General features: G+C 44.8%; 16 protein-coding genes and 2 pseudogenes. 4 read left to right on the top strand and 14 right to left on the bottom strand.

Features of this window, described 5'->3' with window-relative positions; translation table 11 throughout:
• Positions 1–215 precede the first annotated feature (215 nt).
• Positions 216–464: a YkgJ family cysteine cluster protein gene (locus J4N44_RS12110; RefSeq protein ID WP_005452071.1), complete on the top strand. Its 249-nt coding sequence runs from the start codon at positions 216–218 to the stop codon at positions 462–464.
• Here the strand turns inward: J4N44_RS12110 and J4N44_RS12115 are convergent.
• The 3 genes and pseudogenes from J4N44_RS12115 to J4N44_RS12125 form a co-directional block, all read right to left on the bottom strand.
• A pseudogene (locus tag J4N44_RS12115) lies at positions 461–1,119 on the bottom strand (helix-turn-helix transcriptional regulator). The gene J4N44_RS12110 and the pseudogene J4N44_RS12115 sit on opposite strands and share 4 nt — an antisense overlap.
• Before the next feature lie 29 nt (positions 1,120–1,148).
• Positions 1,149–2,427: pseudogene (locus J4N44_RS12120) on the bottom strand (L-cysteine desulfidase family protein).
• A 14-nt stretch (positions 2,428–2,441) separates the two neighbouring features.
• Positions 2,442–2,822, bottom strand: coding sequence for a RidA family protein (locus J4N44_RS12125; protein WP_005452076.1), 381 nt, complete (start codon positions 2,820–2,822; stop codon positions 2,442–2,444).
• A 315-nt stretch (positions 2,823–3,137) separates the two neighbouring features.
• Here J4N44_RS12125 and J4N44_RS12130 point away from each other — a divergent pair, with 315 nt between their 5' ends.
• Together J4N44_RS12130 and aqpZ are read left to right on the top strand one after the other, a co-directional pair.
• A complete protein-coding gene (locus tag J4N44_RS12130; protein WP_005452078.1) occupies positions 3,138–4,397 on the top strand; it encodes an amino acid permease in 1,260 nt (419 codons plus the stop codon).
• 203 nt (positions 4,398–4,600) lie between these two features.
• On the top strand, positions 4,601–5,299 hold the full coding sequence (gene aqpZ / locus J4N44_RS12135; protein WP_009698545.1) for an aquaporin Z: 699 nt from the start codon (positions 4,601–4,603) through the stop codon (positions 5,297–5,299).
• Between the two features lie 53 nt (positions 5,300–5,352).
• Here aqpZ and recR read toward each other — a convergent pair whose 3' ends face one another.
• From recR to J4N44_RS12165, 7 genes are all read right to left on the bottom strand, one after another.
• Entirely contained in the window at positions 5,353–5,952 is a 600-nt protein-coding gene (gene recR / locus J4N44_RS12140) for a recombination mediator RecR (protein ID WP_017817816.1), read from the bottom strand.
• Positions 5,953–5,982: 30 nt separating this feature from the next.
• Entirely contained in the window at positions 5,983–6,312 is a 330-nt protein-coding gene (locus J4N44_RS12145; RefSeq protein ID WP_005432961.1) for a YbaB/EbfC family nucleoid-associated protein, read from the bottom strand.
• 82 nt (positions 6,313–6,394) lie between these two features.
• Entirely contained in the window at positions 6,395–8,563 is a 2,169-nt protein-coding gene (gene dnaX / locus J4N44_RS12150) for a DNA polymerase III subunit gamma/tau (protein WP_252044501.1), read from the bottom strand.
• 8 nt (positions 8,564–8,571) lie between these two features.
• Positions 8,572–9,117 carry an adenine phosphoribosyltransferase gene (gene apt, locus J4N44_RS12155; RefSeq protein ID WP_005452085.1) on the bottom strand — a complete coding sequence of 182 codons (546 nt, stop codon included), beginning with the start codon at positions 9,115–9,117 and terminating at the stop codon, positions 8,572–8,574.
• A gap of 166 nt (positions 9,118–9,283) precedes the next feature.
• Positions 9,284–9,688: a YbaN family protein gene (locus J4N44_RS12160; RefSeq protein ID WP_005452088.1), complete on the bottom strand. Its 405-nt coding sequence runs from the start codon at positions 9,686–9,688 to the stop codon at positions 9,284–9,286.
• A 15-nt stretch (positions 9,689–9,703) separates the two neighbouring features.
• Positions 9,704–9,835, bottom strand: a complete 132-nt coding sequence (locus J4N44_RS28160; RefSeq protein WP_005452089.1) for a hypothetical protein — start codon at positions 9,833–9,835, stop codon at positions 9,704–9,706.
• Positions 9,836–10,062: 227 nt separating this feature from the next.
• Positions 10,063–11,169, bottom strand: coding sequence for a response regulator (locus J4N44_RS12165; RefSeq protein ID WP_005452090.1), 1,107 nt, complete (start codon positions 11,167–11,169; stop codon positions 10,063–10,065).
• A 284-nt stretch (positions 11,170–11,453) separates the two neighbouring features.
• On the opposite strand from J4N44_RS12165, the gene J4N44_RS12170 reads away from it, so the two are divergent.
• A complete protein-coding gene (locus J4N44_RS12170; RefSeq protein WP_005452091.1) occupies positions 11,454–12,329 on the top strand; it encodes a LysR family transcriptional regulator in 876 nt (291 codons plus the stop codon).
• 75 nt (positions 12,330–12,404) lie between these two features.
• On the opposite strand, the gene purF is transcribed toward J4N44_RS12170, so the two are convergent.
• The 4 genes from purF to folC all read right to left on the bottom strand — a co-directional run bounded on the left by purF (position 12,405) and on the right by folC (position 16,379).
• Positions 12,405–13,919 (bottom strand): amidophosphoribosyltransferase, encoded by a 1,515-nt coding sequence (gene purF / locus J4N44_RS12175; protein WP_009698549.1) that lies wholly within the window; start codon positions 13,917–13,919, stop codon positions 12,405–12,407.
• Positions 13,920–13,955: 36 nt separating this feature from the next.
• Positions 13,956–14,447 carry a CvpA family protein gene (locus tag J4N44_RS12180; RefSeq protein ID WP_005432921.1) on the bottom strand — a complete coding sequence of 164 codons (492 nt, stop codon included), beginning with the start codon at positions 14,445–14,447 and terminating at the stop codon, positions 13,956–13,958.
• A 61-nt stretch (positions 14,448–14,508) separates the two neighbouring features.
• A complete protein-coding gene (locus J4N44_RS12185; RefSeq protein ID WP_152163109.1) occupies positions 14,509–15,102 on the bottom strand; it encodes an SPOR domain-containing protein in 594 nt (197 codons plus the stop codon).
• Positions 15,103–15,116: 14 nt separating this feature from the next.
• Entirely contained in the window at positions 15,117–16,379 is a 1,263-nt protein-coding gene (gene folC / locus J4N44_RS12190; protein ID WP_005452094.1) for a bifunctional tetrahydrofolate synthase/dihydrofolate synthase, read from the bottom strand.
• Between the last annotated feature and the right edge of the window lie 31 nt (positions 16,380–16,410).

A 16,410-nucleotide genomic window follows, 5' to 3' on the forward strand; every position in this document is an offset into this window, starting at 1 on the left:
ACTACTTATTACTGAGTGGGAATGAATTGGGTGCGTTTTATACCCCTCTGGGCATCAAAATTCAAGTTTTACGGTGTGAGTGAAGTGATAGGAATATTGAGTAAGATTTGTTCGCATTTAGCAATGCGATCATATTGCGATGAATTTACGCGCGCCTCTTCCAATCTGGCGAGAAATGTCCATAATGCCCCCTTCATTTTTACGAGGGCTTTAAGATGGATTGTCGATTAGGTTGTGGGGCATGCTGCATAGCACCGAGCATCTCTTCCCCGATTCCAGGCATGCCAAATGGCAAACCAGCAGGTGAACGTTGTATCCAATTAAATGACGATAATCTGTGTAAGCTGTTCGGAAAACCAGAACGCCCGAAAGTTTGCCACGACTTCAAACCATGTCCGGTTGTGTGTGGCAAAACAAATCAAGAAGCGTTAAACAACATTACAGAATTAGAGCAACTCACTTAATCGTTCCCCAGCTCTCTTAGGTACAGGTAGATCGTATCGCGTGAGATACCGAGATGATTTGCCACCATCAAAACCGCATCTTTGTATTTGAAAATACCCAGCCCTTGCAAACGGGTGACCAGTTCTCGGTTACGTTTGGATGGTGTGATCGCTTCATTCATCCACACTTCTGATTGAACAGTTTCAATCGTGCTAATGATGGTCTCATCAATATTACGCGCGAATGTCTCAGGTGAACGCGCTCCTGTACAACATTCGTTTTGCTGTTGCGGCATAATTGAACGCAAGAAATCTTGCATTGGTACGTCCATGTCCACGTTAATACACAGCAATCCGATCGGTTTATTTTTAGGGTTGCGAACTATCGTGGTAATGGAGTGCAAGGTCTTTCCACTCGCCGTTTTCGTTAAATACGAGTCTGAAACGTCATTGCCCTCTAACAGCTTCATTCTTGCTAAGTTGGTAATCGGTGCACCTTCACCACGTTCAGTAATGTGACCATTGGCAATTTTGATAATTTCCGGTGCTTCCGCATCAAGGCTGTGAAGAACGACTTCGGTGTGCTCACCATACATGCGTGCAATACCATCCACACGACGTTCTTCATTGAATTCAAAATATCTAAATCACTTTTAGTGAGTTTCTTAAGCAGCAATGTTACTTCCCTTAGCAAAAACGTTGAGGCTAGGCTGACATAATATCGATAATAGATTTATCAGTATACGGCATACCGAGTCTAACCATCGAGCCTACATTTCTAATCGTTTGTTCGACTTCGTTACCTACTATACCTTGATTCTTCACGCTGTGGTTACCCATAGCCATCAAATATGAGCGTACTGCGGTGGTAGAGGAAGTGCAGACTTTCATCGCGCAGGACGATTTCGCTCCATCACATACCATGCCCCGAACTGTCGCTAATCACGTTCTGAATCGCATAACATGACTGTTCAAACGAACCTCCCGCCAAATATACTAGCGCCATGGAAGCTGCGGCACTGGTGACCGTATTACCACAAAACGCCGATAGCGGTGGGTAGTACGATTTAATGTAAATCGCACCTAAGTGACTCATGATTAACGCACGAGCTAATTGCTCTTCAGTACTTTGGAAAACCTCTGCTGCAATGACCACTGGCATAGTAGCCGCGATACCTTGGTTACCACTGCCAAAGTTACTCATGGCTGGTAGCGTAGCTCCCCCCATACGTGCATCCGAGGCGGCAGAGGTCATCATTTGGATACGGCTCATCAAATCATTACCAAGCAACCCTTGCTCGATATTACCTTTTAATGTACGACCGATCTCCAATCCATAACCATTATCGATACCCTCTTGCGCTAATGAACTGTTGAGCTCGGCCGCTTGTAGGATAAATTTGATCTCTTCAAAAGGCGCTTTAAGTGCAAAGTCGTAGATTTGTTTGATAGAGATGTCCACACCTTCACAAACAGACCCAGTTGCAACTCGTTGCTGTTGGGGCGCATCAAATGTCACTTTGCCATTGTGAGTGATCTGAATAATGTTGGTGTGTCCACCACTGATTGTCACTGATACCGTGTCTTCTCCAGCAGCCATGGTGACGCTGCAAAAGATGAATTCTTGGGTATCAATGCGCGCAACGCTAACGCGCTCTTCATCAATCAGTTGTTGAGCAGCAGTCACATTGTCTTGATTAATATGGGCAAGAACTTCCAATTCGGCATTAGGGTCACCGGCCAACGCACCTACAGATGCGGCAATCTTCAGACCAATCTTTCCGGTTCCAGGGACATAAACTCCCATTGAGTTTTTAAATAGATTGTCAGAGACACGGACTTCTATCATCTCTGGGGTCTGGCATCCAAGCTCACGTTTTGCAACTGCTGCCGCGTATGCAGCAGCAATGGGTTCTGTACATCCGAGTGCAGGTTTTACAACTTGCTTAATGATTTGGATATATTGGTTCCATTGCTGATTCATGTTTTTTCTCCGTATTACTTTTTGCAAGCAATCGCTTCAACTTCAATCAATACGCCTAGCGGAAGATCTTTTACCGCAAAGCAGCTGCGCGCAGGACACTCTTTATTAAAGAACTCAGCATAGACTTTGTTAAACTCAGCAAAGTCACTGATGTTCGCCAAATAACAAGTTGTTTTCAAAACAGTGTCAATGCTACCACCGCCTGCTTCTAAGACGTGTTTTAGGTTCGTCAAAGATTGATGACTCTGAGCAGTAATGCCCCCCTCAACTACTTTGCCTACTGCACTATCAACTGGCAGTTGACCAGACGTAAAAATCAAGTCTCCGTAAGCAGTGCCGTGCGAATAAGGGCCAATAGCAGCTGGAGCGTGCTCTGAAGTAATCAATTCTTTCATTTTAATCCTCACATAATTTTTAATTTTAATAAGAAAACTCTTAAGTAAGTTTTCATTTCAAAGCTATTCTTTCAACTATATGCGAATACAACAACTACTTCAGATCACATAAATCGATCTTTTTTCAGATTTTATTGAGTATTTTTGCCGAGATCTCAAATTTATCTGAATTTTCCACAAAAAAATTGTTGTTGTTCTTTTTCTCAAATAGATTTGAGAAAAATTCATACTAACAAAGAGACAACGACAATGAGCGTTACTGTACCTACACAAACTCTTCCAATAACCAAAGAGCCGCCTCACGTTAAGGCGGGAATGACCGTAGAAGAATGGAAAGCCGCAACCAAGTTTGACAGCACAGACTGGGGTTGGGTGATCATGAGTATCGGCATGGCAATCGGTGCTGGTATTGTTTTTCTTCCTGTAAAAGTTGGTGTACTGGGCATTTGGGTATTCCTTGCTTCGGCAGTTATTGGTTACCCTGCCATGTACTTATTCCAACGATTATTCATTAACACCTTATCGACGTCACCAAAATGCCAAGACTACGCTGGTGTCATTTCAGGGTACCTAGGAAATAAATGGGGGGCTCTGTTGGGGATACTCTACTTCATCATGCTGGTGATTTGGGTGTTCGTTTACTCCACAGCAATCAACAATGACTCAGCCTCTTTCCTACATAGCTTTGGCATCACTAAGGGGCTATTGTCGGAAAACCCGCTGTATGGTCTTGCTTTAGTTTGTGCTTTAGTGGCCATCGCGTCACGTGGTGAAAAGATCTTATTTAAAGTGAGCACTGGTCTGGTTTTGATCAAGTTATGTACCGTTGCCTTACTTGGCGTGATGATGATTGAAAAGTGGGACTTTGCTAACGTCGGCTCTGTACCTGCGGCAGGTGCAGGTTTGAAAGACGCCATTGAACTATTGCCCTTCACTCTTACTTCAATCTTGTTTATTCAAAGCTTGAGCCCAATGGTTATCTCTTACCGCTCTAAAGAAAAATCAATTGAGGTTGCACGTTTTAAAGCGATGCGTGCGATGAAGATTGCTTTCGGTATTCTGTTTGTCACCGTGTTCTTCTATGCAATCTCGTTCACCCTTGCGATGTCTCACGATCAAGCAGTAAAAGCAGCTGAAGAGAACATCTCTGCATTAGCGATGGTCGCACAGGGTATGGACGGGACAACATTGAAATTGCTTAGCTTAATGTTGAACATTTTCTCTGTTATGACGGCGTTCTTTGGGGTGTACCTAGGGTTCCGCGATTCTTGCCAAGGTCTTGCAATGCTGGCTCTTAAGAAAGTCATGCCTGAAGAGCAGATTAACCGTAATTTGGTAACCAAAGGCATCATTCTATTTGCTATTTTGATGGCTTGGGGCGCTATCGTGTTGAACTTGCCAGTATTGAGTTTTACTTCAATATGTAGCCCGATCTTTGGTTTGATTGGTTGTTTGATCCCTGCGTACTTGGTGTATCAAGTTCCTTCACTGCATAAATACAAAGGTGCTTCACTCTACCTAATCATTGCGACAGGTATTCTACTGTGTATCTCACCTTTCATCGCATTTAGTTAACCCTTCCTCTCACCTCGGTTATTCGTCTTCATGATGATGACCGAGGTTCTCTACGTTTCCACTTCATAGAGTATTTCGTTTCATATCTGAGACAAAAACCCGCCGATCTGGTTATTCGCTTAATTTCCGTGCTTCGAATCACACTTTTCTGACAATTCTCTACTATGTTCAGCGGGTAATCTAAATCCGAAATAGGAAACAACATGAATAAATACATGGCAGAGGTTTTTGGTACTTTTTGGTTAGTGCTTGGTGGTTGCGGCAGTGCGGTATTAGCTGCGGGCTTTCCAGATATTGGCATCGGTCTACTAGGTGTTTCTCTTGCGTTCGGCTTAACCGTACTCACCATGGCATTTGCGATTGGTCATATCTCAGGTTGTCATTTAAACCCAGCTGTAACAGTCGGTTTATGGGCTGGCGGTCGTTTTGATACCAAAGACGTTATCCCTTATATCATCGCACAAGTGATTGGTGGCGTGATTGCAGGCGGTGTGCTCTACGTTATTGCAACAGGTCAAGCTGGCTTTGATGTAGTTGGTTCTGGCTTCGCATCAAATGGCTACGGTGAACATTCTCCAGGTCAGTACTCAATGGTAGCAGCACTTGTAACAGAAGTTGTGATGACAATGATGTTCCTTATCGTGATCATGGGCGCGACCGACAAACGTGCTCCTCAGGGATTTGCACCTATCGCGATTGGTCTATGTTTAACCCTGATTCACTTGATCAGTATCCCTGTAACGAATACGTCCGTTAACCCTGCGCGTAGTACTGGTGTTGCCGTATTTGTTGGCGATTGGGCAGTTTCTCAGCTTTGGCTATTCTGGGTAGCACCAATTGTTGGTGGTATCTTAGGTGCGCTTATCTATAAGAATCTTCTAGGTGTAGAATCAAACGACTAATTGATTATCAAACCGCAAGATCAAAAAAGCCGCTGAATTCAGCGGCTTTTTTATTAAATCTTGTGTCGACCTAAGAGTGAGTGTGACAAGGTTGTCCCATCTACGAGCTCAAGCTCCCCACCTACAGGTACACCATGTGCAATGCGGCTGGCGTCGACCTGGTGTTCTTTACATAATTCTGCAATGTAGTGTGCTGTTGCTTCCCCTTCTACCGTAGGGTTGGTAGCAAGGATCACTTCAGAAATATCACCTCGGCGCAGACGGTAGTCAAGAACATCAAGACCAATATCACTTGGACCAATTCCGTCCAGCGGTGATAAGTGCCCCATCAGTACAAAGTATCGACCTGAGTATTGACCGGTAGCTTCTACTGCAGCGATGTCTGCCGGGCTTTCTACTACACAAATTTGACCGTTTTCTTGGCGTTTTGGGTTAGTACAAATATGACAAATTTCTTCTTCAGTGAAGGTACGACACTCGGTGCAATGACCGATTTCTGTCATTGCTTGGCTCAGCGCGTCTGCTAGTTGCAGACCGCCTTTTCTATCACGCTGTAACAAATGAAAGGCCATACGTTGCGCCGACTTGGGACCTACCCCAGGTAGACAACGTAAGGCCTCCATCAATTGTTCCAGCATATGACTGGTACGCATTGAAAATCCGCTTAGTTAGAATTCAGCAGATTAGAATGGCATTTTCATACCTGGTGGTAGTTGCATACCGCCAGTTACAGAAGCCATTTTCTCTTTTTGAGTCTCTTCAACGCGACGTGCTGCATCGTTGAATGCTGCAGCGATTAGATCTTCTAGCATCTCTTTGTCGTCTTCCATCAGACTTTCATCGATTTCTACACGACGCACACTGTGACTGCCAGTGATTGTAACTTTAACTAGACCAGCACCAGACTCGCCAGTTACTTCCATATTCGCGATTTCTTCTTGAAGCTTTTGCATGCGATCTTGCATTTGCTGGGCTTGCTTCATTAGGTTGCCCATACCGCCTTTACCAAACATGTTTATCTCTCTGGTTTAATTAGGTGTTGCATCTGTTAATGGGGTTATCACTTTACGTTTTCAACCCCATTCCGTTCAATTTTTAGATAGGGCGTACACTATCTTTATCAAGCTCTGCTGTAAATCGACGTTCGATGAACTGTACGTGTGGATCGTTTTCTAAACTGATCAGAGCCTGTTGTAATTTCTCTTGGTAGAGCCTATCTCTTAACTCTAGCGGGGTTTCACCATTTTCACCGACATCAATGCTTAAATGGCACTCTTCCCCTAGCACTGTATTGAGAGCATTTAATAACTCGCTCTGCGCTCTATCGGTGTTGAGGTGAGCTTGATTGCCTCTTAATTGTAGTGAAACCGTTGAACCTTCTTTATCAAAGTGCGAGTTCAAAGCCAATTGTTCCACCAATTTAGGTGTGTCCATTTGGCTAATTAGATTCGCCCATTCACTTCTTTCTAGAGATTCATCCACCAGCTTTTGCGCCATTTCTGGCGTTTTTTCATGTTCTAACGCTTGTTTGAGCTGCGTCGGTGTCAGTTCCGTATTGGCTTTCTTTTCGACCGGTTTTGTTGGTCGCCAACGGTATGCCTCATCCTCTGGCTCTTGATTTTCAGCTTGAGGAGTAGATTTAGGCGACACCTGTGCAGAATTGCCATGCAATTGCGCTAAACGGTCAATAACCGATTCTTTTTGTGCAGGTGCCGCTTTAGGCTTTTTTGGACCACCAGTCGGAGCCGTTGCTTGTTGTTGTCCTTGACGCTGTGAGCGCAATTGATGGCGTAAACCACTCAAATTACCGCGAGAAGGCGCACTTTGTTGTGGCTGAGCCTGTTGAGGAGCGTGCTGCGTTGGCGCAGGATTCTCACTCATTGGTGGAGCCATGTCATATTGTGGTGGTGCCATATCGTATCCACCCTGATACTCAGGTTGATACTGTGGCGCTTCGTTCTGCGTCGCTGGTTGGCTCATCGGTTGAGAAGCTGCATGCTGTGGCGCTGATTGCGCTGGGCGGCTTTGCATCTGCTGCATTGGCGCTTGTGCTGCAGGTGTTTGTTGCTTCGATGGCTGCAGTTGAGGTGATTGCTGCTGTGGAGCAATTTGTGGTTGGCTCACTGTCGCAGTCGGCGCGACTTGAGGCTGCGATGAGGTAGAAATTACGTTTGCGTTGTTATTTGCTGACGGACGGAATGCCATCATACGCAATACAATCATTTCCATGCCGACGCGACCATTTGGTGACAGCGTCAGGTCTTCACGACCTTTCAAGGCGATCTGGTAGTAAAGCTGAACATCTTGCGGTGTCAGAGCTTTACTTAATAATTCAATTTTTTCAGCATCAGGCTGCGATTGATCCAAAGTCGAAGGCAGAGCTTGGTGCATCGCAACACGATGAAGCTGAGAAGCTAATTGCTGTAGTAACCCATCCCACTCTACACCATTTGATGCGAGTAGTTGGATTTTATCCATCGCTTGTTGAGGTTGCTTACTACTGATTGATTCCAGCAAATGGATAGCTTGGTCTGTATCAATCGTACCAAGCATATGGCTAACGATGTCAGTTTGAATCGAACCGTTACCAAGGGCGATAGCTTGGTCAGTTAAGCTCAGTGCATCGCGCATACTGCCATCTGCAGCGTGCGAGATCATGCCAAGTGCTCTTGCTTCTGCAGAGACTTGTTCTTTTTCCAGAATATGGTCAAGTTGCTGATGGATATCATCAACACTGATTGGCTTAAGATGGAACTGTAAACAACGTGACATCACTGGCAGTTTCTGTGGATCTGTCGTTGCCAACAAGAACTTCACATACTCTGGCGGCTCTTCCAATGTCTTTAACAGCGCGTTGAAAGAGTGGCGCGAAAGCATGTGTACCTCATCGATGAGGTACACTTTAAAACGTCCGCGAGCGGGTTTGTATTGAACGTTGTCTAACAGTTCACGAGTATCTTCAACTTTAGTACGAGAAGCTGCGTCGATTTCAAGTAAGTCTACAAAGCGACCCTCATCAATCTCACGACAAGTATCACATTTCCCACAAGGGTTAGCAGTGATCCCTGTTTCGCAGTTCAAGCCCTTAGCAAACAGGCGGCCAATTGACGTTTTACCAACGCCTCGCGTGCCACTGAATAGGTACGCATGGTGTAAGCGATTTTGCGCTAACGCGTTTTCCAGAGCAGTTAAGACATGACTTTGTCCAACCACTTGATCAAACTTGTTAGGACGCCATTTTCGCGCTAAAGCTAAATAACTCATTGAATGTATTAGTGTCCTTCAAACTCGCAAATGCTGTATACGTTAAGACCTAGACCTTCTAGGCGCTTATCACCACCAATTTCTGGTAGGTTAATAACGAACGCAGCGTGCTCTAATTCACCGCCAAGCTGACGGATCAGTTTTGTTGTTGCTTCGATTGTACCGCCAGTCGCTAGCAGATCGTCAACAACCAATACTTTATCGCCTTCTACGATTGCATCAGTATGAATCTCTAGCGTATCCACACCGTACTCAAGCTCATAAGATTGAGCCACAGTAGGACGAGGTAGTTTGCCTGGCTTACGCACAGGGACAAAACCCACACCCAGTTCAAGTGCTAGAGGCGCACCAAATAGGAAACCACGAGCTTCTGTGCCGACCACTTTCGTGAAGCCCATGTCTTTGTAACGTTCAACTAATAGGTTAATCGTTGCTTGGTACGCTTTTGCGTCTTCCAGTAGGCTAGTTACGTCGCGGAAAAGAATGCCTGGTTTTGGGTAATCTTGGATGCTTTTGATGCTAGATTTGATCAGCGAAATTGTTTCTGTAGTCATAATACCGATTTACTTAGATTGGCTCATCACCCTCTGTTCTTATCGCAGTATATATGAGGGCAATAAACAATAGGTTTTCAGCGCGACGTACTCATTATTTTAAAAGTTACAGGCGCTGAAAATACAAACGCCCACTCGAAGAGCGGGCACACTATTCTCTACAATCTTAGTGATTTTCTTCTCGGTCAGCAACCAGCTCAGTCACAGGTAGACGCATAAACCAGCTCAGTAAAACGATTAGCATCACTAAAAGCGCAATTTTTACCCAGACAATGGGAGCAACCAGAATAGATACGGTAAAACTGAGCACGATAAATACAGCACCACGCTGCTTCACTTTTCGTGTAACCGCTCGGTGTTTGTGCCAGTTTTCTAGCATAGGTCCGAACGTTTTATGCTCATGCAGCCAACGATGAAAAGCAGGACTACCACGCATAAAACAGGCGCTGGCTAATAGAATAAAAGGTGTGGTTGGAAGTAATGGAAGGACGATACCAGCAATGCCAAGTATCATGCAGAGTCCACCAGCAATATTGAAAAAGTAACGCTTAATACGAATGGTGGACTCCAAAAAACAATCGTTTAATTAAAAACCTGCGTAACCGTTCAGTACGCGAATCCAGGTTAGCGTTGCAGGTAAAGTTGGGATCAAAAGAACTGCAATGAAACCTAAAAAGTAAAAAATATTATAAGGCTCTTTAAAATCTTTGTCTGCCATGATGCTTCTTCTCACTTGTTGACTTAGCTTTCTCCCAATCACATATCGTTAAATTATCGTTACGCAAATGGGTCATTATTGTTTTAAGCGCTGACTATACCTTAAACAGCAAACGCTAAACACCAACAAAAAGTAAGGCTATTGTGAGAATGATTATTAATAAGATATAGGATTTTAAACAATAAAAAAAGCAGCACATGAGTGCTGCTCATGAATTTCTGAATTCATTACATTAAACGATTCAATCGTACAATGTTTAGGCTAAAGCTTGAGGTCCCTAAGCAGCCAATTGAAAGCTGTCCACCTGTGGTAATTGGAAGTTCGCGGGTAATAAAATTCTTCATACTACCATCACCAAGACGATTGCCGGCCGCGATGTGTTGATTAACATGTCCATCAGACCACTGGCTGTCCAGACCTGCCGGCAATATAGAGACTGACGATGATGCTAAATCAGCCACGCCGAACACTGCATTTACTGCACCTGCACACTCTGAACATTGTATGCCCTTTTCAATGATCTCAACCATGTCTTTAAGATCGGCACTAAAGCTTTTTAAGTTGCGTAGATAATCATCAAACAGAGCTCTCACCAGTAATGTGGTTGCTACGCCGTCTTGCTGCAGTGAAGCCGAATCCACAAGGTAGAAAGCAAATTGCCCGTTCATTAACCATCGGTAGTCAAACACCAATGGCATCACGTCTGTCGATTGCAGTAATCGGTACGAGCACTTCCAATCTCCCTGAGAGGTGTCTTTCTCAGGCAATAGAGCGTGCAACAAATCACGCGCTGCATTCGGGTTTTGCTGTAGATACTCAAGATGCCAATGAAGCTCTTGGTCATCTGGCATCTCTCCACCATCATCAACTCGGAACCACTGGCTCGAAAAATCTCGTTGTTCTGCAAAGTGGCAGTCCGAATCTTCCAGCGTATTGTCAATCGCTTGAGAGAGATGGTGATAATTTCCAATAGGTTTTGGTAGGAAGTCTTTGATACCAAATCGAAGCGCTTTTGCCACGTCAGACATTTCGTCTGTACCTGACACCACGATCAATGGCATCGATGGATATTCTAGGCTTACTTCCTCCACAAACTCGATTCCGTCTAAAACGGGCATGGATAAATCGCATAAGACAAGGTCAGGCTCGCACTCACGCAATTGCTGCAGTGCTTCTAAACCGTTTTCAGCTTCTACTACCTTGTAACCCTGACTTTCTAAATAGGCACTAGTTACTCTACGAAATATGGGGTCATCGTCCACCAACATGATGAGCTTGTGATTGACCACTTCCTGCGCCGAGACCATTGCCGTTTGACCGTGAGTCTTAAACATACCTTTGCACCTCACAAAGCTCAGTCAAAAAACAAATTTATACGTTATTATTTTTGTTGTATTCACATCTTACAAAACGTTGTGCAGCAAGACGTCAGGCCCTTTCACCTTGTTATAAACCGTAGCCTTAAATTGACGTTTATACAAATATTCCATGGTTTATCAGTATTTACTAAGAGCGTCCTGCTGTGTTCAAATGGTGCAACATGTTGACTTAAAGCAAACTTTGATCACAAAGTTAATTATAAATTAGCCATAAACGGTAATTTAATGTGTCTGGAAATATGAAATTAGATGATCTAAACCTGTTTCGATTGGTTGTCGAAAATGGGAGCTATACCGCAACTTCGCGAAAAACCATGATTCCGGTGGCAACCATCACCCGACGCATTCAAGCGCTAGAAGACTCTGTCAATCTTCGATTGCTGAACCGTCATGCGCGTAAGCTTTCTCTCACTGAAGCTGGAGAACGCTTTTACCATGAATGCTCACCTCTGCTGCAACGCCTAACCTCGACAGCTGAGGAAATTACGGATGACTGCCGCGGTGCATCGGGCAAAATCAAAATTTCTGCGCCGTACAATCTGACGAAGCGCATGATGATGCCAATGTTCAATTCGTTCATGAAGCAGTACCCAGATATCAACATTGAGTTGACGACGGAAAGCAATGCGGATCAACTTGATCCGACCGAATGGGACGTGATCTTCCGTGTTGGTCCGCAACGTGATTCAAGTCTGATTGCACGCAAAATTGGTGAAGTAAAAGATATTTTGGTTGCAAGCCCTGACTACTTAACGGCGAACCCAGCTCCAAATCACGCTGAGGAGCTTTCTAACCACTCTTTGCTAAAAGGCTCACCGCTTATCAAGTGGACACTGATTAACAGCAAAGGAGAGTCTGTGGTGAACGTAGAGCGCGGTCGTTTTCAAGCAAACGCACTTAACGTGGTTCGTAGCTCTTGTTCAGAAGGTTTAGGTATTACTTTGATGCCTGACGTGATGATCAAAGAGTACATCGAAAGCGGCGATCTTGTGCGCGTACTACCAGATTGGAGCGCAAACCCGCGTGACATCTACATGCTGTACAACCACAAAGACCACTTACCTGAAAAGGTACGCTTATTCATCGACTTCGTGATTGCTTACAACATTCACTAAGCTAAAAACATAAGCCGATAGAAAACAAAAACCAGAGCCGAAGCTCTGGTTTTTTTATCTCTTGAGAAGTGCGATTTAAGCGCCTTCGTTGTGCAACTCTAAGTTTGCTAGGTCTTGCTGGATTTCGCGCTGTGTTTTCGCATCATCGTTGCGCAGACCATCAAGGAAATCCAGATATTGCTGGTCAATATCACCCGTCACGTACTCACCGTTAAATACGGATGTATCAAACGTAGTGATATCTTGGTTACCAAGACCAACTGCCTCGACTAAATCATCGAGACGTTGATAAATCAGAGCATCCGCACCGATTTGCTTGCAGATGGTCTCGTTATCGCGTCCATGAGCAATCAGTTCTGTTGCGCTTGGCATGTCGATACCGTAAACATTCGGGAAACGAACTTCTGGCGCGGCAGAAACCATAAACACTTTGTTCGCACCGGAATCACGAGCCATCTCAATGATCTGCTCTGAAGTCGTACCACGTACGATAGAGTCATCGACTAGCAGGACATTTTTGCCCTTGAACTCAGAGCGGATTGCATTGAGCTTACGACGTACCGACTTCTTACGTTGCTGTTGTCCCGGCATGATAAAGGTACGACCTACGTAACGGTTTTTCACAAAACCTTGGCGGTATGGCTTATCAATCGCTTGAGCAATTTGCAGTGCGATATCGCAAGACGTTTCTGGAATAGGAATAACCACGTCGATGTCTAAATCTGCGTAGTCTTCGCTGATACGCTCACCGAGCTTCTTACCCATTTCAACACGAGCACTGTACACTGAAATCTTATCGATGAATGAATCTGGACGAGCAAAGTAAACGAACTCAAAAATACATGGGTTCAGCTTAGGGTTGTCAGCACACTGCTTAGTGTATAGCTCACCGTCAAATGTCGCGTAAATTGCCTCACCAGGCGCCACGTCGCGAACAAAATCGAAGCCAACAGCATCCAATGCGACAGATTCTGACGCCACCATATACTCTGTTCTGCCGTTTACTTCTCGCTTGCCAAGACAAAGAGGACGAATGCCGTGAGGGTCACGAAATGCAATCATACCGTGACCAATGATCATCGCTGTTACTGCGTATGCACCGCGAATAGTGCGATGCACATTAGTCACCGCGCGGAACACGTCTTCAGAAGTCACGTTACCTTTAACGGTGTCGATTTCATGAGCCAGTACATTAAGAAGCACTTCTGAGTCTGAAGTGGTGTTGATATGGCGGCGGTCTTTTTCAAACAGTTTCTGACGAACTTCATGAGCGTTTGTCAGGTTACCGTTGTGGGCAAGTGTAATACCGAAAGGAGAGTTTACGTAGAAAGGTTGAGCTTCTGAGGCGCTTGAACTACCTGCAGTAGGGTAACGAACATGACCAATACCCACCTCACCTTGCAAGCGTTGCATGTGTCTTGCTTCGAACACATCCTTCACTAAACCGTTCGCCTTGCGCAGACGAAAACGATTGCTTTCTATGGTACAAATACCAGCGGCATCTTGGCCACGATGCTGTAACACCGTTAACGCGTCATAAATAGACTGGTTTACAGGCGTTGTGCCCACGATTCCAACAATACCACACATGTCCTAATCCTCGATTTGCGACAGTAGCTGGCACTACTAGATAGTGCCAGACAGAAAACTTGATGTTGCTTTTAAATGCTCGAAGAATGGGGCGATGATACGGCTGAACTCAGGGACCAACTGTGACTCTTTCCACCAATCCGAGCTTGGGAATGCAGTAAACGCATCCATAAAAAACAGCACCGCAGAAACAATCAGTACTCCGCGTAAACCACCAAACACCACACCGAGAATTCGATCGGTTCCTGATAGCCCTGTTTTTTGTACCAGTTGACCAATGACGTAATTCACCACTGCACCAACCACTAGGGTTGCGACGAATAACGCCGCAATTGCGGCTCCGTTTCGAAACATTTCATCTTCGATGTTGGTGAAGTACACCGCCAATTTGGCGTAGTAGTTACTGGAGATAAAAAATGCTCCGAACCAAATCACCAAAGACAAAGCTTCTTTAGCAAAACCGCGAACTAAACTGATCAGAGCTGAAAATCCGATCACACCTAAAATGACAAAATCTAACCAATTCATGTTTTCTTCATCTTAAGTTGGCGCGCATTTTAACAGAAAAAATGCTGACGCAAACGTTTTCTTATGGATTTAATGGCTTAAATTTAAGCAATTGACCTTTTGAGCCTGTAATTTTTTGTAATTCCTTGACCTGTCGTTCAAGTTTACTTTTTGATACATCAGGACCAACAATTACTCGAGTAAAGGTATTCTCTTTTTTTACATGAGCTTGATACCCGCGCTTCTGTAAATCCTCTACCAATGCAACTGCATTCTCATGATTTTTCAGTGCCATCAATTGAATGATCCAAGCCGAATCCTCATATTGATTTTTTTCTTCAACCGGACGAACAGCGACCTCTACCTTTTCAGGCTGCTTGTTCGCGTGTTCAGGTTGAGTAGCAGGCTCTGTTTGTACAGAAACGTCAACTGGAGACACTTCAGATTCATCCACCGTCGCAGTTACCGGAGATTCTGGTAACGAAACGTTGTCTTCTTCAGGTTCCAAGATTTCAAAGTTTTCCACATCGCTATCAAGTTCTGGTTTGATAGGAATGCTGGCAAACTCTTCTTTGTAGTGCAGTTTCTTACCATCTAGGACGTCAGGGAGCACAATGACCCCCACCGCTACTAGAATGATGGTGCCGACTAAACGACTTTGGAATTTACTTGCCATCAAATTACCTTTGATTACTCATTATTTGATTGCCAATGCTCCAACACCTCGCCCACAGTATGGAAGGAACCAACCACCAAAATGACATCGTCGTGAGCTGCGTGAGTCTTCGCGCTCTCAAACGCCTCTACTGGAGCTTGGAACTCAACTTGACCTTGAGGTAAGTATTGGCACAGTTCATCTGCTGTCGCTGCTCGTGGACCTGTCAGCGATGCTGGATACCATTGCGTTGCAATTGGAGTTAATGCTTCGATTGTTGCTTTGATGTCTTTATCGTGCAGCATAGCAACCACAACGTGGATGTTCTTATCCGCGTATTGACGTTTCACCTTCTCAACCAAGTATTCAGCTGAATGAGGGTTGTGTGCAACATCAAGGACGATTTCCGGACCTGTTTGCAAAACCTGCATTCGGCCAGCCAAGCGAGCATTATTCAAGCCATTAACGATATTAATGTCAGTGATTTGCAATTCTGACGCGCCGAGAGCCATTAACGCTGTTGCTGCATTCGGTAACGGTAGAGATGGCAATGGCAGATCTTCTAAATCAAATGCGCCACTGCTCCACTTCCAACCTTTCTCAGTTATCTGGTAATCAAATTGAATGCCGACTTGGAAAAACTCAGCTTGAATATCATCAGCATGGGCAGCAACCGTCGCCGGCGGTGTTGGCTGACCACAAATTGCAGGTTTGCCCGCACGGTAAATACCGGCTTTCTCGAAGCCAATCACATTGATGTCATCGCCCAGCCAATCAACATGGTCGATAGCCAAGCTAGTGATAACAGACACGTCATGGTCAACCACATTAGTCGCGTCTAAGCGTCCACCTAGACCAACTTCTAACAGGACCACATCCACTTTCTCAACTTGGAAAATACGAAGTGCCGCTAACGTACCAAATTCAAACAAACTTAGGCTTATCTCGCCGCGCTGTTTTTCGATGTAATCGAACGCCTCACAGTGTTTGCTATCTTCTGCATCGACGCCATTGATACGTACTCGCTCATTGTAGCGAATCAGGTGTGGTGAACTGTAAACACCGACAGAGTAACCGGCATCTAATAGAATGGCTTCCATCAACGCACATGTTGAGCCCTTGCCATTGGTGCCGGCAACAGTAATCACAGTAGGAGCTGGTTTGGTAAGGTTAGCCTTTTGCGCCACCGCTTGAACGCGGTCTAAGCCAAGGTCAATCGCTGAAGTGTGGAGATTTGTTAAATAATCAAGCCACATCGTTAGAGGAGATGTGGCTTGAGGAATAGAGTTTTGGGTCATCTAACTTTAACCATTAATTTCTTTGGTTTTT

Origin of the sequence: Vibrio sp. SCSIO 43155 (genome assembly GCF_023716605.1) — a bacterium.
Lineage (GTDB): Bacteria > Pseudomonadota > Gammaproteobacteria > Enterobacterales > Vibrionaceae > Vibrio > Vibrio harveyi.

What these genes read in the sequence shown, in the direction of transcription:
- J4N44_RS12110 (WP_005452071.1), top strand. Translation starts at nt 216, where the DNA reads ATGGATTGTCGATTAGGTTGTGGGGCATGCTGCATAGCACCGAGCATC.
- J4N44_RS12125 (WP_005452076.1), bottom strand. Translation starts at nt 2,822, where the DNA reads ATGAAAGAATTGATTACTTCAGAGCACGCTCCAGCTGCTATTGGCCCT.
- J4N44_RS12130 (WP_005452078.1), top strand. Translation starts at nt 3,138, where the DNA reads ATGACCGTAGAAGAATGGAAAGCCGCAACCAAGTTTGACAGCACAGAC.
- aqpZ (WP_009698545.1), top strand. Translation starts at nt 4,601, where the DNA reads ATGAATAAATACATGGCAGAGGTTTTTGGTACTTTTTGGTTAGTGCTT.
- recR (WP_017817816.1), bottom strand. Translation starts at nt 5,952, where the DNA reads ATGCGTACCAGTCATATGCTGGAACAATTGATGGAGGCCTTACGTTGT.
- J4N44_RS12145 (WP_005432961.1), bottom strand. Translation starts at nt 6,312, where the DNA reads ATGTTTGGTAAAGGCGGTATGGGCAACCTAATGAAGCAAGCCCAGCAA.
- dnaX (WP_252044501.1), bottom strand. Translation starts at nt 8,563, where the DNA reads ATGAGTTATTTAGCTTTAGCGCGAAAATGGCGTCCTAACAAGTTTGAT.
- apt (WP_005452085.1), bottom strand. Translation starts at nt 9,117, where the DNA reads ATGACTACAGAAACAATTTCGCTGATCAAATCTAGCATCAAAAGCATC.
- J4N44_RS28160 (WP_005452089.1), bottom strand. Translation starts at nt 9,835, where the DNA reads ATGGCAGACAAAGATTTTAAAGAGCCTTATAATATTTTTTACTTTTTA.
- J4N44_RS12165 (WP_005452090.1), bottom strand. Translation starts at nt 11,169, where the DNA reads ATGTTTAAGACTCACGGTCAAACGGCAATGGTCTCGGCGCAGGAAGTG.
- J4N44_RS12170 (WP_005452091.1), top strand. Translation starts at nt 11,454, where the DNA reads ATGAAATTAGATGATCTAAACCTGTTTCGATTGGTTGTCGAAAATGGG.
- purF (WP_009698549.1), bottom strand. Translation starts at nt 13,919, where the DNA reads ATGTGTGGTATTGTTGGAATCGTGGGCACAACGCCTGTAAACCAGTCT.
- J4N44_RS12180 (WP_005432921.1), bottom strand. Translation starts at nt 14,447, where the DNA reads ATGAATTGGTTAGATTTTGTCATTTTAGGTGTGATCGGATTTTCAGCT.
- J4N44_RS12185 (WP_152163109.1), bottom strand. Translation starts at nt 15,102, where the DNA reads ATGGCAAGTAAATTCCAAAGTCGTTTAGTCGGCACCATCATTCTAGTA.
- folC (WP_005452094.1), bottom strand. Translation starts at nt 16,379, where the DNA reads ATGACCCAAAACTCTATTCCTCAAGCCACATCTCCTCTAACGATGTGG.